We start from the raw sequence: 16,649 nt of genomic DNA, 5'->3' as shown, positions 1-16,649 counted from the left end.
GAAGCAGGTCCGCCGGAAGGTGGCATCGCGGGCAGAGCGGGTGCGAGGAGGGTCGGCGACCGGGCCGACGTCGCGGACCCCGTCAGCCCTCGGCCACGCGCCTCCCGGAGGCCGCGGAACCGTTCCGGCGGCCGAGGCCGACGAGCACGACCAGGGCCAGCACGATCACCATCACCGCGTAGCCGATCGCCGTGGGCACCAGGCCGGCCGCGCCCGCGACGGCACCGGCCGCCACGGCCGGGATGCTGTGGGACAGGTAGCTGACGACATAGATCGCCGAGAGGAGCCCCGCCCGCTCGTGGACCGCAGCCCGGGGCAGCAGTGTGCGCAGCACCCCGAGGAAGCCGGTGCCGAAGCCGACCCCGGCCAGCACCGTGGCCGCGAGGTACAGCCCGACGGAGCCGACGACGAGCGCCGCGATGGTGACCGCCATGCCCGCCACGAGCAGGCTCATGCCCATGGCGAGCAGGCGGTGGGGTGCGGTCGAACCGAAGACGAGGATCGCGATCCCGCCGGTCCCCGTCAGGGCGGCCACCACGAGCCCGGTGAGGACCACGGAGTCCGACCCGGTCAGCGACCGCACGAGGCTGGGGCCGAGGGAGATGATCAGCCCGCCCAGGGACCAGCACGCCGCCGCGGCGGGCAGCACCCACACCGCCGGGCGCCGCACGTCAGGCGGGAACTGGACCCGTGGCCGCAGCGAGGCCAGCACCCCGGGAGCACGCTTCACGGTCTCGGGGCCGAGCGCCGTGCCCACGACCTGGAGCACCAGCAGCCCCAGCAGCACGAGGTAGATGAGGTGGATCCTCCCCGGGGCCGCGGCGACGATGAGGCTCGAGGCCACGGCCCCGCCGGCCAGGCCCAGGATCGGTCCCGCGCCGGTGAGCACGGTCCCCAGCCCCCGGCGGCCCACCGGCTCGAGCTCGATCACGTAGGCGCCCAGGGCACCGGTGGCGGTGCCGGTCGCCACGCCCTGGACCACGCGGGCCGCCACCAGGGCCGTCTCGTTGTCGGCGAGCACGAACACGACCATCGCGGCGATCTCCAGGACCAGGGCCACCAGCAGCACCGGGCGGCGCCCGAGGTGGTCGGACAGCGACCCGACCGTGAGCAGGGCGGTGAGCAGGGCCACGACGTAGGCGGCGAAGATGACGGTCAGCACGACCGGCGGGAAGCCCCACAGGTCCTGGTACACCGGGTACAGCGGACTGGGTGCGCTGGAGGCGGCCAGGAGCACCACGAGCACGGACGCCTGCACCCAGAAGGCCGCACGGGCCGGGAGCACGGGACGACGGCGCGGTGCGGCGCCGGGGGCGGAGGGCATGCGGACCTTTCACGACGGACCAGGGGAACGCGACGTCGTCGCGTGGCTCTCACGGTAGCCCCACCCCCGGTGGATCGCAGACGCTGCGCCGCGTCCTGATCCGGATGTCCGTCGCCGGACACCGTCCCGGCGCCCACGCGGCCCGTGCGGTTCTCCCGGAGCCCAGCCGCGGCTCAGGGGCATCCGGCGCGCAGGGACCGCCATCCGCGTCCCCGGCGCCGGTGTCCGCTAGCGTTCGCCATGGCCGGCGCACCCGGTCCTGCTCCTGGGACGGGGAATGTCCAGGGGTCCAGCCGGGCGCAGCCCGGCGGTGAGCGAGGAGTCCGATGACCCAGATCCGGCCCGTGGTCCACGCCGAGCGCAGGGCGCTGATCCGATGACCCGCCGACGACGCGTGTTCAGGGAGGACGCCTGGAGGCGCTTGGAGCCTCGTCAGAAAGGGCTGGTCGCCGGGGTCGTGTTCGGCACGGCGGTCTGGTCGATGACAGGGCAGATCCTCTGGATCGCCGTGGGCACGGGCTGCGGTGTCGGAGTCGGCTGGTGGGTCGGCCGGCGCCGGGACCGCCGGACCGAACGCCGCACACCGGTCCGAGCACCCGTGGGCCGTGCGGACCACCGCCGGGAGGAGACACCGGAGCACCGGGAGTCCAGGCTGCGCTCGGCCGCCATGCACAACGGCGGCCGGATGGTGGAGGGCAGGCAGCTCCGGGGTGCCGCGCTCGAGCGGATGCGCGGCACCGTTCCGGGCTTTCCGCCGGAGCGCTACGAGGCCGAGCTCGACAACGCGCTGGCCCGGATCGACGAACGCCGGGTCGAGGTGCTGGCTCGCCGCGCCCAGCACGTGGCGGAGGCCCGCGAGCTGGACATGCTCAACGCGGTGTTCGCCCTCCACTACTTCAACCAGCGGTTCTCCGGGCACGTCGGTGAGTACGGCCTGGGCCGGATTGACCTCGTCGACGCCCTGGGGGACCTGTACTCGCGCGAGCAGATCAACGAGGCGGTGACCCGCGCCGACGCCCTGATCGACGACGGGCAGCGCTGCGCGTACTTCTCCGACGACGACGGCCGGCAGATCCGGTGGCTGCGGCAGAACCACCCCGGGTTCGTCGAGGCACACCTCCACCGGGCGGCCGACTGGGGCTACATGCTCAATCGTTGACCTGACCACGGCCGGGACCGGCGGCCTCCGCGCCCATGGTGCCCGTGCCGGAGCTTCCTGACGTCGTGCCCCGCGTCGTGCTCGTCCGCCCCGAGCAGCTCGCCACGTGCTCGACGCGCCGCATTCACCTCACGCTGGTCGTCTGTTCGGATTCATCGACTGGAGTCGGTCACCGGAAGCACCCGAGCGATCCAGTGAGGACACGACCGAGATGACGACAGCACCGACACGGACGACGACCCCCGTAGGCCGCCGCGGACTCCTCAAGGCCGGTGGTGCGCTCAGCGCCGCCGCCGCGCTGTCCGCGCTGATGGGCAACACCGCGCACGCCGCCGAGGGCCGCCGGCACGGGAACGACACGATGCAGGCGCCGGACAACGGCGGCTACGGGCCGCTGCAGCCGGCACCCGGCGGCGAGCTGCTGCTGCCGGCCGGCTTCAGCTACGTGGCCTTCGGCCACACCGGCACCCCCATGAGCGACGGCACGCCGACGCCGGGAAAGCACGACGGCATGGCCGCGTTCCCGGGCGAGAACGGCACGATCCGCCTGGTGCGCAACCACGAGCAGGCCGAGGGCCCGGCCTTCGGCGAGCGCAGCTACAACCCCAACGCCGCCGGCGGCACGACCAACCTGGTCTTCGACCCGGCCACCATGGCGCTGGTCAGCACCCACCCGTCGCTGACCGGCACCATTCGCAACTGCGCCGGCGGGCCCACCCCGGCGGGGACGTGGCTGACCTGCGAGGAGACGTTCACCGGCCTGGACGTGGAGCACCCGCACGGCTACGTGTTCGAGGTCCCCGCCGACGCCACCGCGCCCGTGGACCCGGTGCCGCTGACGGCGATGGGCCGCTTCGTCCACGAGGCGGTGGCCATCGACCCGCGGAGCGGGATCGTCTACGAGACCGAGGACCGCGGCACCTCGGGGTTCTACCGGTTCATCCCGGACGACCGCGAGAACCTGGCCGCCGGCGGGCGGCTGCAGATGCTGGCCGTCAAGGACCGCCCCCGCTACGACACCCGTCTCAGCCAGCGCGTCGGCACCCCTCTGCCGGCCGAGTGGGTCGACATCGCGGACCCGGATCCGGACAGCTCCGACACCCTCGCCGTGTTCAAGCAGGGCTTCGGGCAGGGCGGGGCGGTCTTCGCCCGGCTCGAGGGCGCCTGGTACGGCGACGGCTCGATCTACATCAACTCCACCAGCGGCGGCGACGCCGGCCTCGGCCAGGTGTGGGAGTACCGGCCCCGCGGTAACTCCGGCGGCCAGCTCGTGCTGGTCTACGAGTCGACCGACCCGGAGGTGCTGCAGGCCCCGGACAACCTCTGCGTGTCCCCGAACACCGGCGGTCTGGTCCTGTGCGAGGACGGCGGCGGCAAGGACCTGCTGCGCGGCGTCACCACCGAGGGTCTGATCTTCGACCTGGTGGAGCTCAACAGCCCCAACACCAGCGAGCTGGCCGGCGCCACCTTCAGCCCGGACGGCCGGATCCTGTTCTTCAACGCGCAGAGCCCGGGGACCACCTACGCCGTCACCGGCCCGTGGGAGAACGGCGCGCTGTAACGCGGCCGCGGCGGACACCGTGGCTGGTTCCCCGGACGACAGGCAGTGACCCCGCGCAGCCCAGGGGTCACTGCCTGTCGTCTAGGATCGACCCTCGAGTGAGGTGGCACACAGAGTCTTGGCCGCCGAGGTGAGGGGTCGGCATGAGCATCGAGGACGAGCGTCGTTCCCGGCCTGCTGCCGTCGGGACGGACGGGCAGGAGCCGGGCGGGCGACCCCCGGCCACCCGCAGCACTCGAGCGGCCGGCCTGGAACGGGCCCTGGAGGCCGTCCGACAGATGGGGATCGAGGCGAGCGAGCTGCTGCGCACGGAGGGCCTGAAGCCGGCCAGGCTCGTGTACGTCCCGGAAGGCGCCAGGTCCTACCCCCTGGTCGGTCAAGCGTTCTCGGGGGTCAGGTGCGGCGACGGGTGGCACGTGGTCCGCGGCGTCGTCGTCGGCACGGACGGCCGGCTGTGGGCACGCCGGCGGGTCGCCGACCCCACACCGCACAAGGACCTGGGTGCCTGGCGGCTGGACGTGGAGCCGCCCGGCGGTGCGCTCCGCCTGCCGCCTCCCGTCGAGTACGACGGAGTGTCCCTCCACACCGTGCGCCGGGTCTCCGAGGACGAGTACCTGAAGGTCGACCTCATCGACCGTCTCGTGGACGGCTACGCGCGGTTGCTCATCCTCCATCAGCGCCGGACGTCCTGAGCAAGGCGCCCCGCTCCTGCGACGACGTCGCCCGGCGCCGGGAACCGATGCCGCTGACTCACGTCCGCACGCGCCCTGCGGGTCCGCCCCGCACACCCGGGTGTGTGGGAGCGACAGCCCCGCGGGACCTGCGGCACCGGCTCGGACAGGGCGGCGCGGCCCGGAAGAGTCCGACGCCTCCCCTTTCCCACTAGGCACGACAATTACCTTCCTCGGAATGGACCCCCTAGACTGTCCCGGGCGGTCGGGACCCTCCCCGGGGTCCGGCACTGCCCTGACTGTCGGCGCCCCCTGAGGACCCTCAGCGCCCATTCCCGAGAAAGAAAGCGAACACCATGATCTCCCCCCGTCCGGACCACGCCACGACCCCGGCCCGCCGCCGTGTGCGAACGACGGCGCTTCGAGCAGGTGCCGGCCTCCTGGCCGTCGCGGTCCTGGCCCTGAGCGCCCCTCCGGCCCAGGCCGTGATCACCAGCTCCGCCGGCTGGCACCCCACCAGCGGCACCGACCGGACGTTCCACGCGGACAACGGCGTCACCCTGAACTACCACTACTACGCCGAGGGCGTGGACTGGGACCGTCCGGCCGGGGCGGTGTTCTACTTCGACGGGGACGGCACGACCCGCGCCGAGCAGCCCGAGGGTCGCTTCGCCGCCCGCCTGGCCGAGGTCGCCGCCGACACCAACCGGGCCTTCGTGTTCGTCGAAGCACCCAACGGCACCCGCAGCTGGCGGGCCGGGGACACCGCGGCCACCGCCGAGGCGGTGCGCGAGTTCGCCACCACCAACATCACCCCCACCACCGACGCCGGAGTGCTGATGGCCGGCTACTCCGGCGGTGCGGAGTTCCTCTCCCGGAGCCTGCTGCGCCACGGCATGGACTGGCTGCCGGCCGGGTCCGGGGCGGCGTTCATCGGGGGCGGCGGCACGTACGGCAAGCCGATCGCGGAGGCCACCTCGGCCACCGCGGCCACCGGGCTGAGCTGGGTCGTGGGCGACCAGGACGGCGCCTACGCCACCGGCTCCGGGTCCTGGTCGGCCAAGGCGGCCGCCGCCGAGGCCGAGGCCGAGTACCGGGACGCCGGCTACGACGAGACCCAGCGCATCACCACCCTCGGAGCCCACACCGACTACGACATCCCCGCCGTGGTGGCGAACCGCCTGTCCGAGCTCGGGAAGTGACCGCCCCCGGACAGCGGTGATGCGCACATGGACCCGGGGTGCACGCGCCGCCCCTTCCCGGCAGTCCCGCCGCCTCCTCCGGGTGTCGGAGGCTCGTGTGCTGTCCGCAGTGGCCGGGGCCCTCGTCCCCGAGGGCTCCGGCCACTGCCGTGCCCGGACCGGCCTCCGGCGTCGTGTGGTGCCATGCCGGCAGGGATTCATCGTGGCCGCGGAGAGCGGAACGACTCACAATGGACCCGTGAAGGCGCCCACGAGGAGGGATCGACGTGCCTGTCGAGACGGGCCGAGATGTCGTCGCCCAGGTGCCGGACCAGGGATCGTGGACAGCCGGCCTGCCGGTCACCGCATCACCCCACAGGAGGAGCACGTCATGACATCGGTCCGCGAACGCGGTCTACCACTGCTCAGGCGCCACTTCGAGGACCAGGGCTGGCGGGTCCGGGAGTCCACGCGCGGCCACCTGCCGGTCCTGGTGGTAGACCGGGGCGGCGTCAAGCGGACGGTGCGATGGTCGACGAAGTCCTCCGGCTCCTGGCAGACGAGCATCACCAATGAGCCCTTCGTCGGGGATCTGCACTCGGACCGGTTCTGGGCCTTCGTGGACGCCTCCGCCGAGCCGCGCATCTACGTGGTGCCCGAGCACGCCGCCCGCACCGCCATACGGCAGGGGCACGAGGAGTACCTGGCCCGCCACGGGGGCCATCCCGCCAAGACCGACAAGACCGCCAAGAAGGCCAGGAAGACCAAGAGCACCCATTTCGCGATGCACCCGGACGTCGTGGAGCAACTGGTGCGGGACTATCCGAGCCGCTGGCACTGAACGGCCGATCTCGGCTCACACGACGTGATCCCGGGCCGACGACGCATGTCGCCCACGAAGCAGCTTGGCGATGAAGCGCGCTGGAAGCAGCGCCCCCATGTCGACGCGGCAGAAGCGCGACAGCCCCAGGCCTACGGCCGCGTACGCGTCGGCGGCATGTTCCTCTTCTCTCGGGTGCGCCGAACAGTCATCATCGTCGAACGACGAAGTCACCGAGATCGAAGGAACACCAGCCATGTCACGGGTTCGCGTCCACAACTTCTCCATCTCCCTCGACGGATACGGCACCGGTGAAGGTCTGAGCCAGGACGCCCCCTTCGGGCACGCCGGAGAGAGGCTGCACGAATGGATGTTCGCCACCCGGTGGTGGGATCCCGGCGGCAGCGGTGGCGTGGACGACGCCTTCGCCCAGCAGCACGGCGTGGGGATCGGCGCCGAGATCATGGGGGCGGGGAAATTCGGTTATCCCGGCTGGCACGATGACCCCAGATGGACGGGCTGGTGGGGTCCCAACCCACCGTTCCACACGCCCGTCTTCGTCCTCACCCACCACCCGCGCCCCTCCATCGAGATGGAGGGCGGCACGACGTTCCACTTCATCGACGCCTCACCCGCGGAGGCGCTCGAGACCGCCCGAACGGCCGCCGAGGGCAAGGATGTGCGGATCGGCGGAGGCCCCACCACGGTCCGCGACTTCTTCGCGGCCGGGCTCATCGATCATCTGCACGCGGTGGTCGTCCCGATCCTGCTGGGCCGTGGCGTGCGCCTCTGGGAAGGGCTCGAGGGTCTGGAAGCGGGCTACCAGGTCGAGGCCACCTCTTCACCCAGTGGAGTCACCCATATGACCTTCACCCGGACGAGCATCTGAACCGCCTCGGCCGGGAATCCGGCGGCTGTCGCAACCCATGGCCTCGACCGGCCAGCGACCGCACAACCCGCAACCGCCTGACACCCACTGGCCTCAAACACCTTGAAAAATTCCGTACCACTTCTCAGGCGCCACTTCGAGGACCAGGGCTGGCGGGTCCGGGAATCCACGCGCGGCCACCTGCCTGTCCTGGTGGTGGACCGGGGCGGCATCAAGCGGACGGTTCGATGGTCGACGAAGTCCTCCGGCACCTGGCAGACGAGCATCACCAATGAGCCCTTCGTCGGAGATCTGCACTCGGACCGGTTCTGGGCCTTCGTGGACGCCTCCGCCGAGCCGCGCATCTACGTGGTCCCCGAGCACGCCGCGCGCGCTGCCATCCAGCAGGGGCACGAGGACCACCTCGCGCCCCACGGGGGCCATCGCCCCCAGAGCGCCATGAAGGCCGAGAGCACCCATTTCGCGATGCACCCGGACGTCGTGGAGCAGCTGGTGCGGGACTATCCGAGCCGCTGGCACTGAGCGGACGACGTCGCCGCCTGCGCCGTCACGGGACCCGGGGCGGTGGCGCCACCCGCGGCGTGGTCATGAGGCCGTCGACGCCGCCTGGCTCTCCGTGGTGTTCGAGCGCAGAAGTCGAGGCACGATCGGGGCGTTCCGAAGAGAGACCTCCAGATCGGCCAACAGGTCCGCCAGCTGCTCACGGCGCTCCTCGTCGAAATCCTCGAGCAGCCGGAGGCAGTTGTCGAAGTGGGCGTCGGAGACCTCGTCGATCAGCTCGCGTCCCTTGGCGGTGAGCGTCACGAACACCACCCGGGCGTCGTGGGGATCCCGGTCACGGGTGACGAAGCCCGCCTCCTCGAGCCGACGCACCCGCAGGGTGAGGCCACCCGTCGTCACGAGGGTCTGGCGGGCGAGGTCTCCTGCCGTGAGGGTGAAGTCGGGTTCACGGCGCAGGGCCACCATGACGTCGAACCCAGCGTCGTTGAGGCCGTAGTGGTCGAACACTTCGTTGATGTGCTCCCGGTAGAGAAGATACGTCCGGTGCAGGCGCCCGAAGACCTGCATCGCGGACACGTCGAGCTCGGGCCGCACGGTCCTCCACCGGCCCACGATGGCGTCCACGCCGTCGGGACGCGGGGAGAGAGATTTGCCGTTCATGCTTAGCACCATTCACTAACGGGATTTGTTGATCAGGACCTCGGCATGGGACACGTTCACGGCCCGCAGGAGATCCTTCGATACTATCGCCAGCCGGGCCCGACCTCAGCCACCGGTGGCCGAGCCGAGGATGCCCTGGGCCTCGACCTCCACGCGCAGCCCCTCGTCCACCAGGGCGGACACCTCGACCATCGTGGAACACGGGAAGTCGCCGGTGAAGGCCTCCGCCCGTGCACGTCCGACGGCGGACCTGTCCGTCATGTCCGTGAGGTAGACGCGCAGGGTGAGCAGGTCGTCCAGGCATCCGCCGCAGGCCTCCACGAGGGCACTCAGCCGGCGGAAGACCTCCTGGGCCTGCAGGTAGGCGTCGTCGCCGCCGACGACGCCCTCCGGAGACCCGGCGTGCATGCCCGAGAGGAAGACGTGGTCCCCGTGCACGCGGGCGTTGCTGAACATGCGCTCCCGGGGCGGCTCCGGCACCGTCGGAGCGACGGCCCGTGTCACCGGGCCACGACCGCTCGCCGCTCGTCCGACTCCCGGGCCAGCCTCTCGCGCACCGGCAGGAAGTCGTACGTCGGGTAGAACTCCGTGCTGAAGACACCCCACGCGCGGCGCTCCAGTTCCACGTTGACCCGGTGGAGGTCCTCCGCCGGCAGTCGCAGGGTCACGATCTGGCCGACGCCCATGGCGACCACCCAGGACACGATCTCGCAGCCCTCGGGGGGAAAACCGTGCCACCAGTCGCTGCCGTCCAGCTTCCCCTGCAGCTGCTCCAGGTTCTGCGACTGGTCGTGGCGCAGGAACACCGTGAGCATCATGGTGCCCTCCCCCGAGGTCTCGGTCACTGGTCGGCCCCGACCATTGACTGGGCCTGCTTCTGCGCGTCCGCGCGGTACATCCGACGGATCCGGGCGACGCCGAGGTCGTGCTGGTAGAGGTGCTCGTCGACGTCGGCGTCCGCGGCCAGGACCTCGAGGACGGCACGGTCCTGCTCCAGAACGTTCCAGTGGTTGGCCTCCAGACGCACGCGGTAGAGGAAGCGCCAGACCTCACGCTCCCAGCCGGTGACGCGACGGGTCCGCCAGTGGAAGATCGCCGAGTTGTCCTTGTCGATCGGGGTCGACATCCCGACGATGCCGAACACCCCGCCCGGGCCGGCGTTGGGCGCGTAGGGGATCTCCAGGTCGACGTAATCCATGGCCTCGCGGCAGAACTCGACCCAGTCGAAGTTCACGCCGCGCTGATCGGTCTTCTCGAAGAAGAACCCGCGGTCGGTCTCCCGGATGCGGAACCGGGCGGAGGTATCCCCGCCGAACATGGAGTGCGAGTCGCGGTGGAGGAAGGCGCCGTGCATGGGGTCGAGGACGTTGTCCATGTAGAAGCGCCACGGCCCGGCCCACTCCGCGTAGTTCGAGAACCAGGAGACCTCCGGGTCATCGAGCCGATCGGGGAGCGTGAACTCGGTGGGCTCGGAGTCCTCCGTCAGCGGGACGAACGCGAAGATCGTGTCGGCCGCTTCGACGACCTTCAGCGAGGGAACGGCCTGCTTGCCCTCGAGCGCGCAGCCGGGCATACCGGGCACGGAGACGACCCTGCCGGCGCCGTTGACCTGGACGCCGTGGTACATGCAGGCCACACGGTCGCCCAGGTGCTGGCCCACCGAGAGCGGCGCGCTGCGGTGCGGGCACCGGTCCTCGATCATGTGGACCTGCCCCTGCGCGTCACGGAAGAGCAGCCAGTTCACGTCCAGGCGCTTGACCCGGACCATGTCGCCGCCCTGGACGAAGCGGGACGGGTAGATGGGGTACCAGCGGTCCCGCAGGCCGGTGGCGGCGATCTCCTCGGCGTCGAGCACCCGGCGGGTGCCGACGACGTTCTTGGGCTTGCGGGTCTTCTTGACGTTGATGGTGTCGGGCATGATCATGCTCCCAGTCGTCGCATCTCGGAACGGAAGTTCTCCTCGGTCCAGGGCCCGCCGTCCGGGGCGTGCAGCCCCATGTTGTTCAGTCCCTCGACCAGTCCGTGCAGGTCGTGGACACCGCGTCCGAAGACCTCCATGACGGAACCGGCCAGTTTCGTCTCGTAGGGGGTCATCGGGTGCGGGTGGGTCTGGTTCTTCTCCAGGTATGGGGAGGTCATGGCTGTTCTCCTACTCGGCGGGGTGGAGGGCGCGGAGCCCTTCGGCGATGGTCATGAATGAGGACGCCCACTCGTTGAACGAGGCGGGACGGGTCCGGTGGGCGGGAGCTGAGGTTCCGTCGATGATGACGAACACCCCGTTGTCCACGCCCCCGGCCACGGTCTGGGGCTTGGTGATGTCCGTGTCCGGCTCCGGGGCGGAGGCGATGACGAGGGTGGGCACGTGCACGTCCCGCAGGGTGTCCCAGTACTGCTCGTCGTTCTCGTCCACCAGGGGATCGGAGATCACCAGGCTGGTCAGCAGCTCCGGGTGGCGGGCCCCCAGCAGCAGCGCCCCGTAGGCCACGTCGCCGGCGACGAGGGCGTGCAGCGGGGCGATGCCCTCGGCGCGGATGTGCGCCGCGGCGTTCTCCACCCACTGCTCCACGCCGGCGCGGTCGTGGATGTCGTAGCCGGCGGTCGCGGGGGCCCAGTAGCCCGCCCGGAGGAAGCCGGTCTGGTCCAGGAACTGGGAGCCCTGTCCGGGGGTCCCGTCCAGGCACAGGACGAGGTCGCGGAGCCGGTTTCCGGCCGTGTCCTCGCCGGAGAGCTCGTCGATCAGTGCTGCGGAGTGGTCCATGTCATGCCTCTTCCGTGTCGCGGGGAATGTGCACCGGGGGGACGAAGGGTCCGGGAGGCGGGTTCAGCGACTCCACGTCGACCTCGATGATCGCGGGGCCCCTGGTCCCGACCGCCTCGCGGAGGGCGTCGGCGAAACAGACGGAGTCCTTGACGAGCCAGTGGGGCAGGTCCAGGGAGTGCGCCAGTGCGCCGAAGTTGGGGGTGAACAGGTCCACTCCGTGGCGCTCGAAGCCGTTGGCCGCCTGCATGTTGCGCAGCACCCCGTAGCCGCCGTCGTTGAAGACGACCACCGTGCACCAGGGGCGGGCTCCGGCGAGGGAGGCCAGCTCGCCCAGGTGCACGGCCAGGCCGCCGTCCCCGGCCATCACCAGGGTGGGGACGTCCGGGCGCCCCAGGGACGCGCCGATGCCCATGGCCAGGCCCTGGCCGATGCCGCCGCCGACCGGGAAGATGTTGCTCTCCCGCCGGTAGAACTCCAGCAGACGGTTGCCCCACTGGCTGGACGGGATGGTGACGTCGCGGGCGACGACGGACTCCCGGGGCAGCACCTCCCGGATGCCCCGGCAGATGTCGGCGTAGCCCCCGATGTAGGCGAAGAGGTCCTCCCGGACCTTGTCGCGGGTCTCGCGCACCCGGGTCCGCCACCCGGGGCCGGCGGCGGTGCCGTCCAGCCGCTCGACCAGGGCGTTGAGCACCAGGTACGCGTCGCCCTGGATCGCGACGTCCGCGGGGTGGACCCTGCCCAGCGCGGCCGGGTCGATGTCGATCTGGACGTGAGGGGTGGGCAGCTGCAGATGGTAGCTCTTCGTCTCGTTGGACCGGAAGTGGGTGCCGACGCTGAGCAGCAGGTCGGCGTCGGCCAGCAGGTCCCGCACGCCGGGGTCGGAGGCGAAGTTGCCGATCACCTGCGAGTGGTCCTCGGGGACGATCCCCCGCCCGGAGTTGCTGGTGAGCAGGCCCCCGTGCACGAGGCGCAGGAGCTCCTCCAGCGGCTCGCCGGCACCGGCCGCCCCGCCGCCGACCCAGATGAGGGGGCGTTGCGCGGCACGCAGCAGGTGGACGGCCTCCTCCAGGGCGCTCTCGTCCACCGGCTCCAGCCGCCGGGGGCGGGGCTCGAACGAGAGCTGGTTCTCCGGGCTCGCCAGGTACTGCAGGTCGGTGGGCCACTCCACGCTGGCGGGTCCGTGGGGGGCCTGCAGGATGTGCTCGACGGCGCGCTCGAGCTCCTCCTCGACCCGGTCCCGCTCGAGAACGGTCGCCGCGTAGGAGGAGACGGCCTCCAGCATCTGCAGCTGCCGGGGCACCTCGTGGATGACGCCGCGGTTGCTGCCGAGGAACTCGCTCTCGATCTGTCCCGTCACGTGCAGCACCCGGCTTCCCGCGGTGAGCGCCTCGACCATGGCCCCGGCCGCGTTGCCGGCGCCGGTGCCGGTGCTGGTCAGCGCCACGCCGATGCCGCCGGTGGCCCGCGCGTAGGCGTCGGCGGCGTTGACGGCGGCCGCCTCGTGACGGACCTCCACGAAGCGCAGGTCACGGGCGACGGCCTCGACCAGCGGCAGGTTGTGGATGCTGATGACCCCGAAGGCCGTGTCGATGCCGTGCCGGCGCATGACCTCGACGAGCACGTCGCCGCCGGTACGCCGGGCGGGTGCGGGCTGGTCGACCGTCGAGACGCCGCCCTGTGTTGCCGTGGTGGTGTCAGACATGACGCGCCACCCCTCCTCCGATGTCGAGTGAAATGCCGGTGGTGTAGCTGCTGCGCGGGGACAGCAGGGACACGATGGGGAAGGCGACCTCGTCGGCCGCCCCGAAGCGCCCCAGGGAGATCCCGCGCTCCGCGGCGATCCGGGCGCTCCACTGCTCGTAGCCCAGCTCCGTGCCGGCCGCCTCGAAGCGGCGCCGCCACTGACCCGTGTCGATGAGGCCCAGGCACACCGAGTTGACGCGCACGCCCTCGGCCGCGAGCTCGACGGACAGGGTCTTGGTGAGGTTGAGCAGGGACGCCCGCGCCGCCGAGGTGACCGCCAGCCGGGTCTCGGGCTGTTTGGCGAGGATCGCGTTGATCACCACCACCGAGGCGGCGTCCGAGGCGGCCAGGGCCGGCAGTGCCGCGCGGATGACGTTCCACGCCCCGAAGATCTTGAGCTCGATCTCCTCCCGCACCTGCTCGTCGGTCGTCTCCGACAGCGGTGCCATCAGGGAGCGGCCCGCGTTGCAGACCAGCCCGTCGATCCCGCCCATGACCTCGACGGCCTCGGAGACCATGCGTTCCACCTGATCCCGGTCGGTCACGTCGCAGCTCACGAGGTGGAGCTGCCCGGGCTCGACGCCGTCGATGTCCCCGGTCGCCCGTTCCAGGCGCTCGAGGTCGCGGGCGCAGGCCACGACGCGGGCGCCCTCCTCGACGAGGTGGCGCACCGTCGCCAGACCGACCCCGGAGCTGGCCCCGGTGACCATGACGGTCCGTCCGCGAAGACGAAGGTCCATCTGTGTTCACTCTCCTTGTTCGTTGCTCCGGCGTGCTGCCGAGGGCTGGGTGGGTCTGTCTGACGGGGTTCGGGTCAGGTGCCGGTCATGTCGTCATGACGAAGCCGCCGTCGACCACCAGGGTCTGGCCGGTCAGGTAGGCCGCGTCCTGCGAGAGCAGGAACGACACCGCCCCGGAGACGTCCGAGGGGGTCTGGTCACGCGGGAGGACGCGCTGGTTCCGGTAGAGCTCGTAGCGCGAGTCGGGGACGCCCTCGGTGGCCTCGACACGGACCAGGCCCGGTGCCACCGCGTTGACGCGCACACCGAACGGGCCCGCGTCGCGGGCCATGCTGCGGGTCATGGCCAGCACGGACCCCTTGGATCCCACGTAGTGGACGAGCCTCGGCGAGCCGTAGAAGGCGGCGTCCGATGCCATGTTCACCACCGCGCCGGAGCGCTTCTCGAGCATCTGGGGCACCAGGTGCTTGCAGGCCAGCCAGGTCCCGTAGGTGTTGACCGTCATGACGTCCAGGTAGGCCTTCTCGTCGAGCTCCCAGAAGGTGTCCCCGCCGACCCCGTCGGCGAGGGCGGCGTTGTTGACCAGGACGTCGACCCCGCCGAGCCCGGCGACGGTCTCCGCCAGTGCCCGCACGGAGGCGGTGTCGGTGATGTCCGTGGCCACGGCGGTGACCTCGAGGCCGTCGTTGCGCAGCTCGGTGGCGGTGCACTCGGCGAGGTCGGCCCGCAGGTCGGCGATCACCACGTGGTCGCCGTCCTGGGCCAGCCGCTGGGCGATCTCCCGGCCGAGGCCCCGGGCTGCCCCGGTGACCACGGCCACCCGGGCGGTCACGGTGTCTCCGCCCAGAACTCGCGCAGGGCACCTGCCACGGCCGCCGGCCGTTCGGTGACGGCGCAGTGACCGGCACCGGGCACGACGGTGAGCCGGGCGCCCGGCACCAGGGCGGCCAGCCGCTCGGACTCCGCGACGCCGGTGACGACGTCGAGCTCCCCCACCAGGACGAGGGTGGGGACCGTGAGCCGGGTCAGCAGCTCGGTGTTGTCCGTGGCCGCCATCATCCGTGCCGCGGCGGTGTAGCCGCTCAGCCGCACCTGGGTCATCTGCTCGAACACCGCGGTGCCGACCGCCGGGGGGCACTGCGGGGCCACCAGCCTCGGGGCCCGCCGGCCGGCGAACTCCCGGGGTCCGAGCTCTGCCAGTTCCGTGCTGCGGGCCAGCATGGCGGCGGCCGCCTGAGGGTCCGTCCCGGAGCCGCGGGTGCTGTCGGCCAGGATCAGGGAGGCGACCCGGTGCGGGACCCGGTCGGCGACCTGGGCGGCGACGACCCCGCCCCAGGACGTGCCGAACAGGTGCACCTTCTCGAGGCCGAGCCGGTCCAGGACGGCGATAACGGTCGCGGCGTGGTCGGCGTCCTCGGGGAGGTCGGCGGACTCGCCGTACCCGGGGGCGTCCCAGCTGTAGGCCGGGTGGCCGTGGCTGCTCAGTTCGTGCGCGGCCGCCGAGCAGGACTCGGCACTGCCTCCGATCCCGTGGAGCATCAGCACGGGCGTGCCGGTGGCACGGGCCGCGGGGTAGGAGATCACGGAGACTCCCACGCTGCTGATCCAGCGGCGCTGGCCGCGCACGGCGGTCCCGGCGGCGGTCACGACACACCGCTCAGGGACGCGCCGCTCAGGAAGTAGTCCTCCCGCGCGGGCTCGACCAGGTGGCGGAACCCGCTGTCCTCGATCCCGGCCATGGCACTGCGCACCGTGGTGGTGGGCGGGCCGGCGGTGCGCCACTGGTCGGAGAGCTCCGGCGTGCGCTTCCACGTCCGGCACATCCACGCGTCCTCGTCCACCTGGATGACCTCGGAGGTGTACTCGCACACCAGCTGCCCGGGGTCGGTGAAGTAGGAGAAGGTGTTGTCCCCGGGACCGTGCCGGCCCGGACCCCACTGGGGTTCGATGCCGTGGACCTTGAGGTTGCCGATCCCGCGCATGAAGTGGTCGATCGAGGGCATCTCGTAGGCCACGTGGTTGATGGACGTCCACGGCGCCTGGTTGAAGGCGATGACGTGGTGCTCGGAGTTGCACCGCAGGAAGGCCATCTGGTGCTCGGACCAGTCGGAGACGCGCATGCCCAGGACCTGGGTGTAGAAGTCGGTGGCCCGGTCGATGTCGACGGTGTTGAGCACCACGTGCGCCAGCTTCCGGGGCAGCGCCCGGCGTCCCGCGGGCTCGTGGTTGACGACGGCGTGGACGTTGGCGGACAGTTCCACGGCCCGGCCCTCCGGGTCGACCAGCGCCAGGCTGTAGCCGCCGGAGGCCTCGTCGTGGACCCCGGGCTCGCGCAGCAGCGGGATGCCGAGGGCCTCCAGCGAGCGGGCGGCGTCGTCGACGTCGCGGGGGGTGTCGACGGCGAAGGTGACCCCGCCCATGGCGTTCCGGGGGGCGCTCTCCAGCTTGAGGATGTGGTGCTCCTCGCCGGTGCCGCGCAACCAGAAACGGTCGGTGTCCTCGTCCACGGCGGAGAGTCCCCACACCTCGGTGTAGAAGTCCTTGGAGATGCTCGGGTCGGGCGTGCCCAGGGTGACGGAGCGCAGTCCGCGCAGCCTGCACACCGGGTTTTCCGCATACAGCATGTGATCCTGCCT

Annotated in this window: 20 protein-coding genes; 7 read left to right on the top strand and 13 right to left on the bottom strand. The window is 71.5% G+C overall.

What is annotated here, in order from left to right; all coding sequences use genetic code 11:
- Positions 1 to 82: 82 nt before the first annotated feature.
- Complete coding sequence (locus ACH9EU_RS17115; RefSeq protein ID WP_396415107.1) at positions 83 to 1,324, bottom strand: MFS transporter; 1,242 nt, start codon at positions 1,322 to 1,324, stop codon at positions 83 to 85.
- Positions 1,325 to 1,745: 421 nt separating this feature from the next.
- Between ACH9EU_RS17115 and ACH9EU_RS17110 the strand changes: the two genes are divergently transcribed.
- The 5 genes from ACH9EU_RS17110 to ACH9EU_RS17090 all read left to right on the top strand — a co-directional run bounded on the left by ACH9EU_RS17110 (position 1,746) and on the right by ACH9EU_RS17090 (position 6,737).
- The gene (locus ACH9EU_RS17110) at positions 1,746 to 2,483 is read left to right on the top strand and encodes a hypothetical protein (protein ID WP_396415106.1); all 738 of its coding nucleotides are present in this window, start codon (positions 1,746 to 1,748) and stop codon (positions 2,481 to 2,483) included.
- A 211-nt stretch (positions 2,484 to 2,694) separates the two neighbouring features.
- Positions 2,695 to 4,044, top strand: coding sequence for an alkaline phosphatase PhoX (locus ACH9EU_RS17105; RefSeq protein WP_396415105.1), 1,350 nt, complete (start codon positions 2,695 to 2,697; stop codon positions 4,042 to 4,044).
- A gap of 143 nt (positions 4,045 to 4,187) precedes the next feature.
- Positions 4,188 to 4,736, top strand: coding sequence for a hypothetical protein (locus ACH9EU_RS17100; RefSeq protein WP_396415104.1), 549 nt, complete (start codon positions 4,188 to 4,190; stop codon positions 4,734 to 4,736).
- Positions 4,737 to 5,071: 335 nt separating this feature from the next.
- Positions 5,072 to 5,917: a hypothetical protein gene (locus ACH9EU_RS17095; RefSeq protein ID WP_396415103.1), complete on the top strand. Its 846-nt coding sequence runs from the start codon at positions 5,072 to 5,074 to the stop codon at positions 5,915 to 5,917.
- A gap of 370 nt (positions 5,918 to 6,287) precedes the next feature.
- Positions 6,288 to 6,737: a hypothetical protein gene (locus tag ACH9EU_RS17090; RefSeq protein ID WP_396415102.1), complete on the top strand. Its 450-nt coding sequence runs from the start codon at positions 6,288 to 6,290 to the stop codon at positions 6,735 to 6,737.
- 15 nt (positions 6,738 to 6,752) lie between these two features.
- On the opposite strand, the gene ACH9EU_RS17085 is transcribed toward ACH9EU_RS17090, so the two are convergent.
- On the bottom strand, positions 6,753 to 6,974 hold the full coding sequence (locus tag ACH9EU_RS17085; RefSeq protein WP_396415101.1) for a hypothetical protein: 222 nt from the start codon (positions 6,972 to 6,974) through the stop codon (positions 6,753 to 6,755).
- Here ACH9EU_RS17085 and ACH9EU_RS17080 point away from each other — a divergent pair.
- Positions 6,973 to 7,605: a dihydrofolate reductase family protein gene (locus tag ACH9EU_RS17080; RefSeq protein WP_396415100.1), complete on the top strand. Its 633-nt coding sequence runs from the start codon at positions 6,973 to 6,975 to the stop codon at positions 7,603 to 7,605. The two genes, ACH9EU_RS17085 and ACH9EU_RS17080, sit on opposite strands and share 2 nt — an antisense overlap.
- Positions 7,606 to 7,707: 102 nt before the next feature.
- Positions 7,708 to 8,127, top strand: a complete 420-nt coding sequence (locus ACH9EU_RS17075; RefSeq protein ID WP_396415099.1) for a hypothetical protein — start codon at positions 7,708 to 7,710, stop codon at positions 8,125 to 8,127.
- Positions 8,128 to 8,190: 63 nt separating this feature from the next.
- Here the strand turns inward: ACH9EU_RS17075 and ACH9EU_RS17070 are convergent, their stop codons facing one another.
- The 11 genes from ACH9EU_RS17070 to ACH9EU_RS17020 all read right to left on the bottom strand — a co-directional run bounded on the left by ACH9EU_RS17070 (position 8,191) and on the right by ACH9EU_RS17020 (position 16,637).
- Complete coding sequence (locus tag ACH9EU_RS17070; protein ID WP_396415098.1) at positions 8,191 to 8,766, bottom strand: MarR family transcriptional regulator; 576 nt, start codon at positions 8,764 to 8,766, stop codon at positions 8,191 to 8,193.
- Between the two features lie 105 nt (positions 8,767 to 8,871).
- The gene (locus ACH9EU_RS17065; RefSeq protein ID WP_396415097.1) at positions 8,872 to 9,222 is read right to left on the bottom strand and encodes a Rid family hydrolase; all 351 of its coding nucleotides are present in this window, start codon (positions 9,220 to 9,222) and stop codon (positions 8,872 to 8,874) included.
- A 44-nt stretch (positions 9,223 to 9,266) separates the two neighbouring features.
- Complete coding sequence (locus ACH9EU_RS17060; protein ID WP_396415096.1) at positions 9,267 to 9,611, bottom strand: hypothetical protein; 345 nt, start codon at positions 9,609 to 9,611, stop codon at positions 9,267 to 9,269.
- Positions 9,608 to 10,690, bottom strand: coding sequence for a Rieske 2Fe-2S domain-containing protein (locus ACH9EU_RS17055; protein ID WP_396415095.1), 1,083 nt, complete (start codon positions 10,688 to 10,690; stop codon positions 9,608 to 9,610). Before ACH9EU_RS17055 ends, ACH9EU_RS17060 begins: the two co-directional genes overlap by 4 nt.
- Positions 10,687 to 10,905: a recombinase-like helix-turn-helix domain-containing protein gene (locus ACH9EU_RS17050; RefSeq protein WP_396415094.1), complete on the bottom strand. Its 219-nt coding sequence runs from the start codon at positions 10,903 to 10,905 to the stop codon at positions 10,687 to 10,689. The genes ACH9EU_RS17055 and ACH9EU_RS17050 overlap by 4 nt, the downstream gene beginning before the upstream one ends.
- 10 nt (positions 10,906 to 10,915) lie before the next feature.
- Positions 10,916 to 11,524 carry an alpha/beta fold hydrolase gene (locus tag ACH9EU_RS17045; protein ID WP_396415093.1) on the bottom strand — a complete coding sequence of 203 codons (609 nt, stop codon included), beginning with the start codon at positions 11,522 to 11,524 and terminating at the stop codon, positions 10,916 to 10,918.
- Between the two features lies 1 nt (position 11,525).
- Entirely contained in the window at positions 11,526 to 13,232 is a 1,707-nt protein-coding gene (locus ACH9EU_RS17040) for a thiamine pyrophosphate-binding protein (protein WP_396415092.1), read from the bottom strand.
- On the bottom strand, positions 13,225 to 14,013 hold the full coding sequence (locus ACH9EU_RS17035; RefSeq protein ID WP_396415091.1) for an SDR family oxidoreductase: 789 nt from the start codon (positions 14,011 to 14,013) through the stop codon (positions 13,225 to 13,227). Before ACH9EU_RS17035 ends, ACH9EU_RS17040 begins: the two co-directional genes overlap by 8 nt.
- Before the next feature lie 85 nt (positions 14,014 to 14,098).
- On the bottom strand, positions 14,099 to 14,845 hold the full coding sequence (locus ACH9EU_RS17030) for an SDR family oxidoreductase (RefSeq protein WP_396415090.1): 747 nt from the start codon (positions 14,843 to 14,845) through the stop codon (positions 14,099 to 14,101).
- Complete coding sequence (locus tag ACH9EU_RS17025; RefSeq protein WP_396415089.1) at positions 14,842 to 15,660, bottom strand: alpha/beta fold hydrolase; 819 nt, start codon at positions 15,658 to 15,660, stop codon at positions 14,842 to 14,844. The genes ACH9EU_RS17030 and ACH9EU_RS17025 overlap by 4 nt, the downstream gene beginning before the upstream one ends.
- Positions 15,657 to 16,637, bottom strand: coding sequence for a VOC family protein (locus ACH9EU_RS17020; RefSeq protein WP_396415088.1), 981 nt, complete (start codon positions 16,635 to 16,637; stop codon positions 15,657 to 15,659). Before ACH9EU_RS17020 ends, ACH9EU_RS17025 begins: the two co-directional genes overlap by 4 nt.
- Positions 16,638 to 16,649 lie beyond the last annotated feature (12 nt).

Origin of the sequence: Kocuria rhizosphaerae (assembly GCF_044462265.1) — a bacterium.
Taxonomy (GTDB): Bacteria; Actinomycetota; Actinomycetes; order Actinomycetales; family Micrococcaceae; genus Kocuria; species Kocuria rhizosphaerae.
The sequence above is the reverse complement of the archived record's forward strand: the minus strand, read 5'-3'. Positions and strand labels throughout refer to the sequence as shown.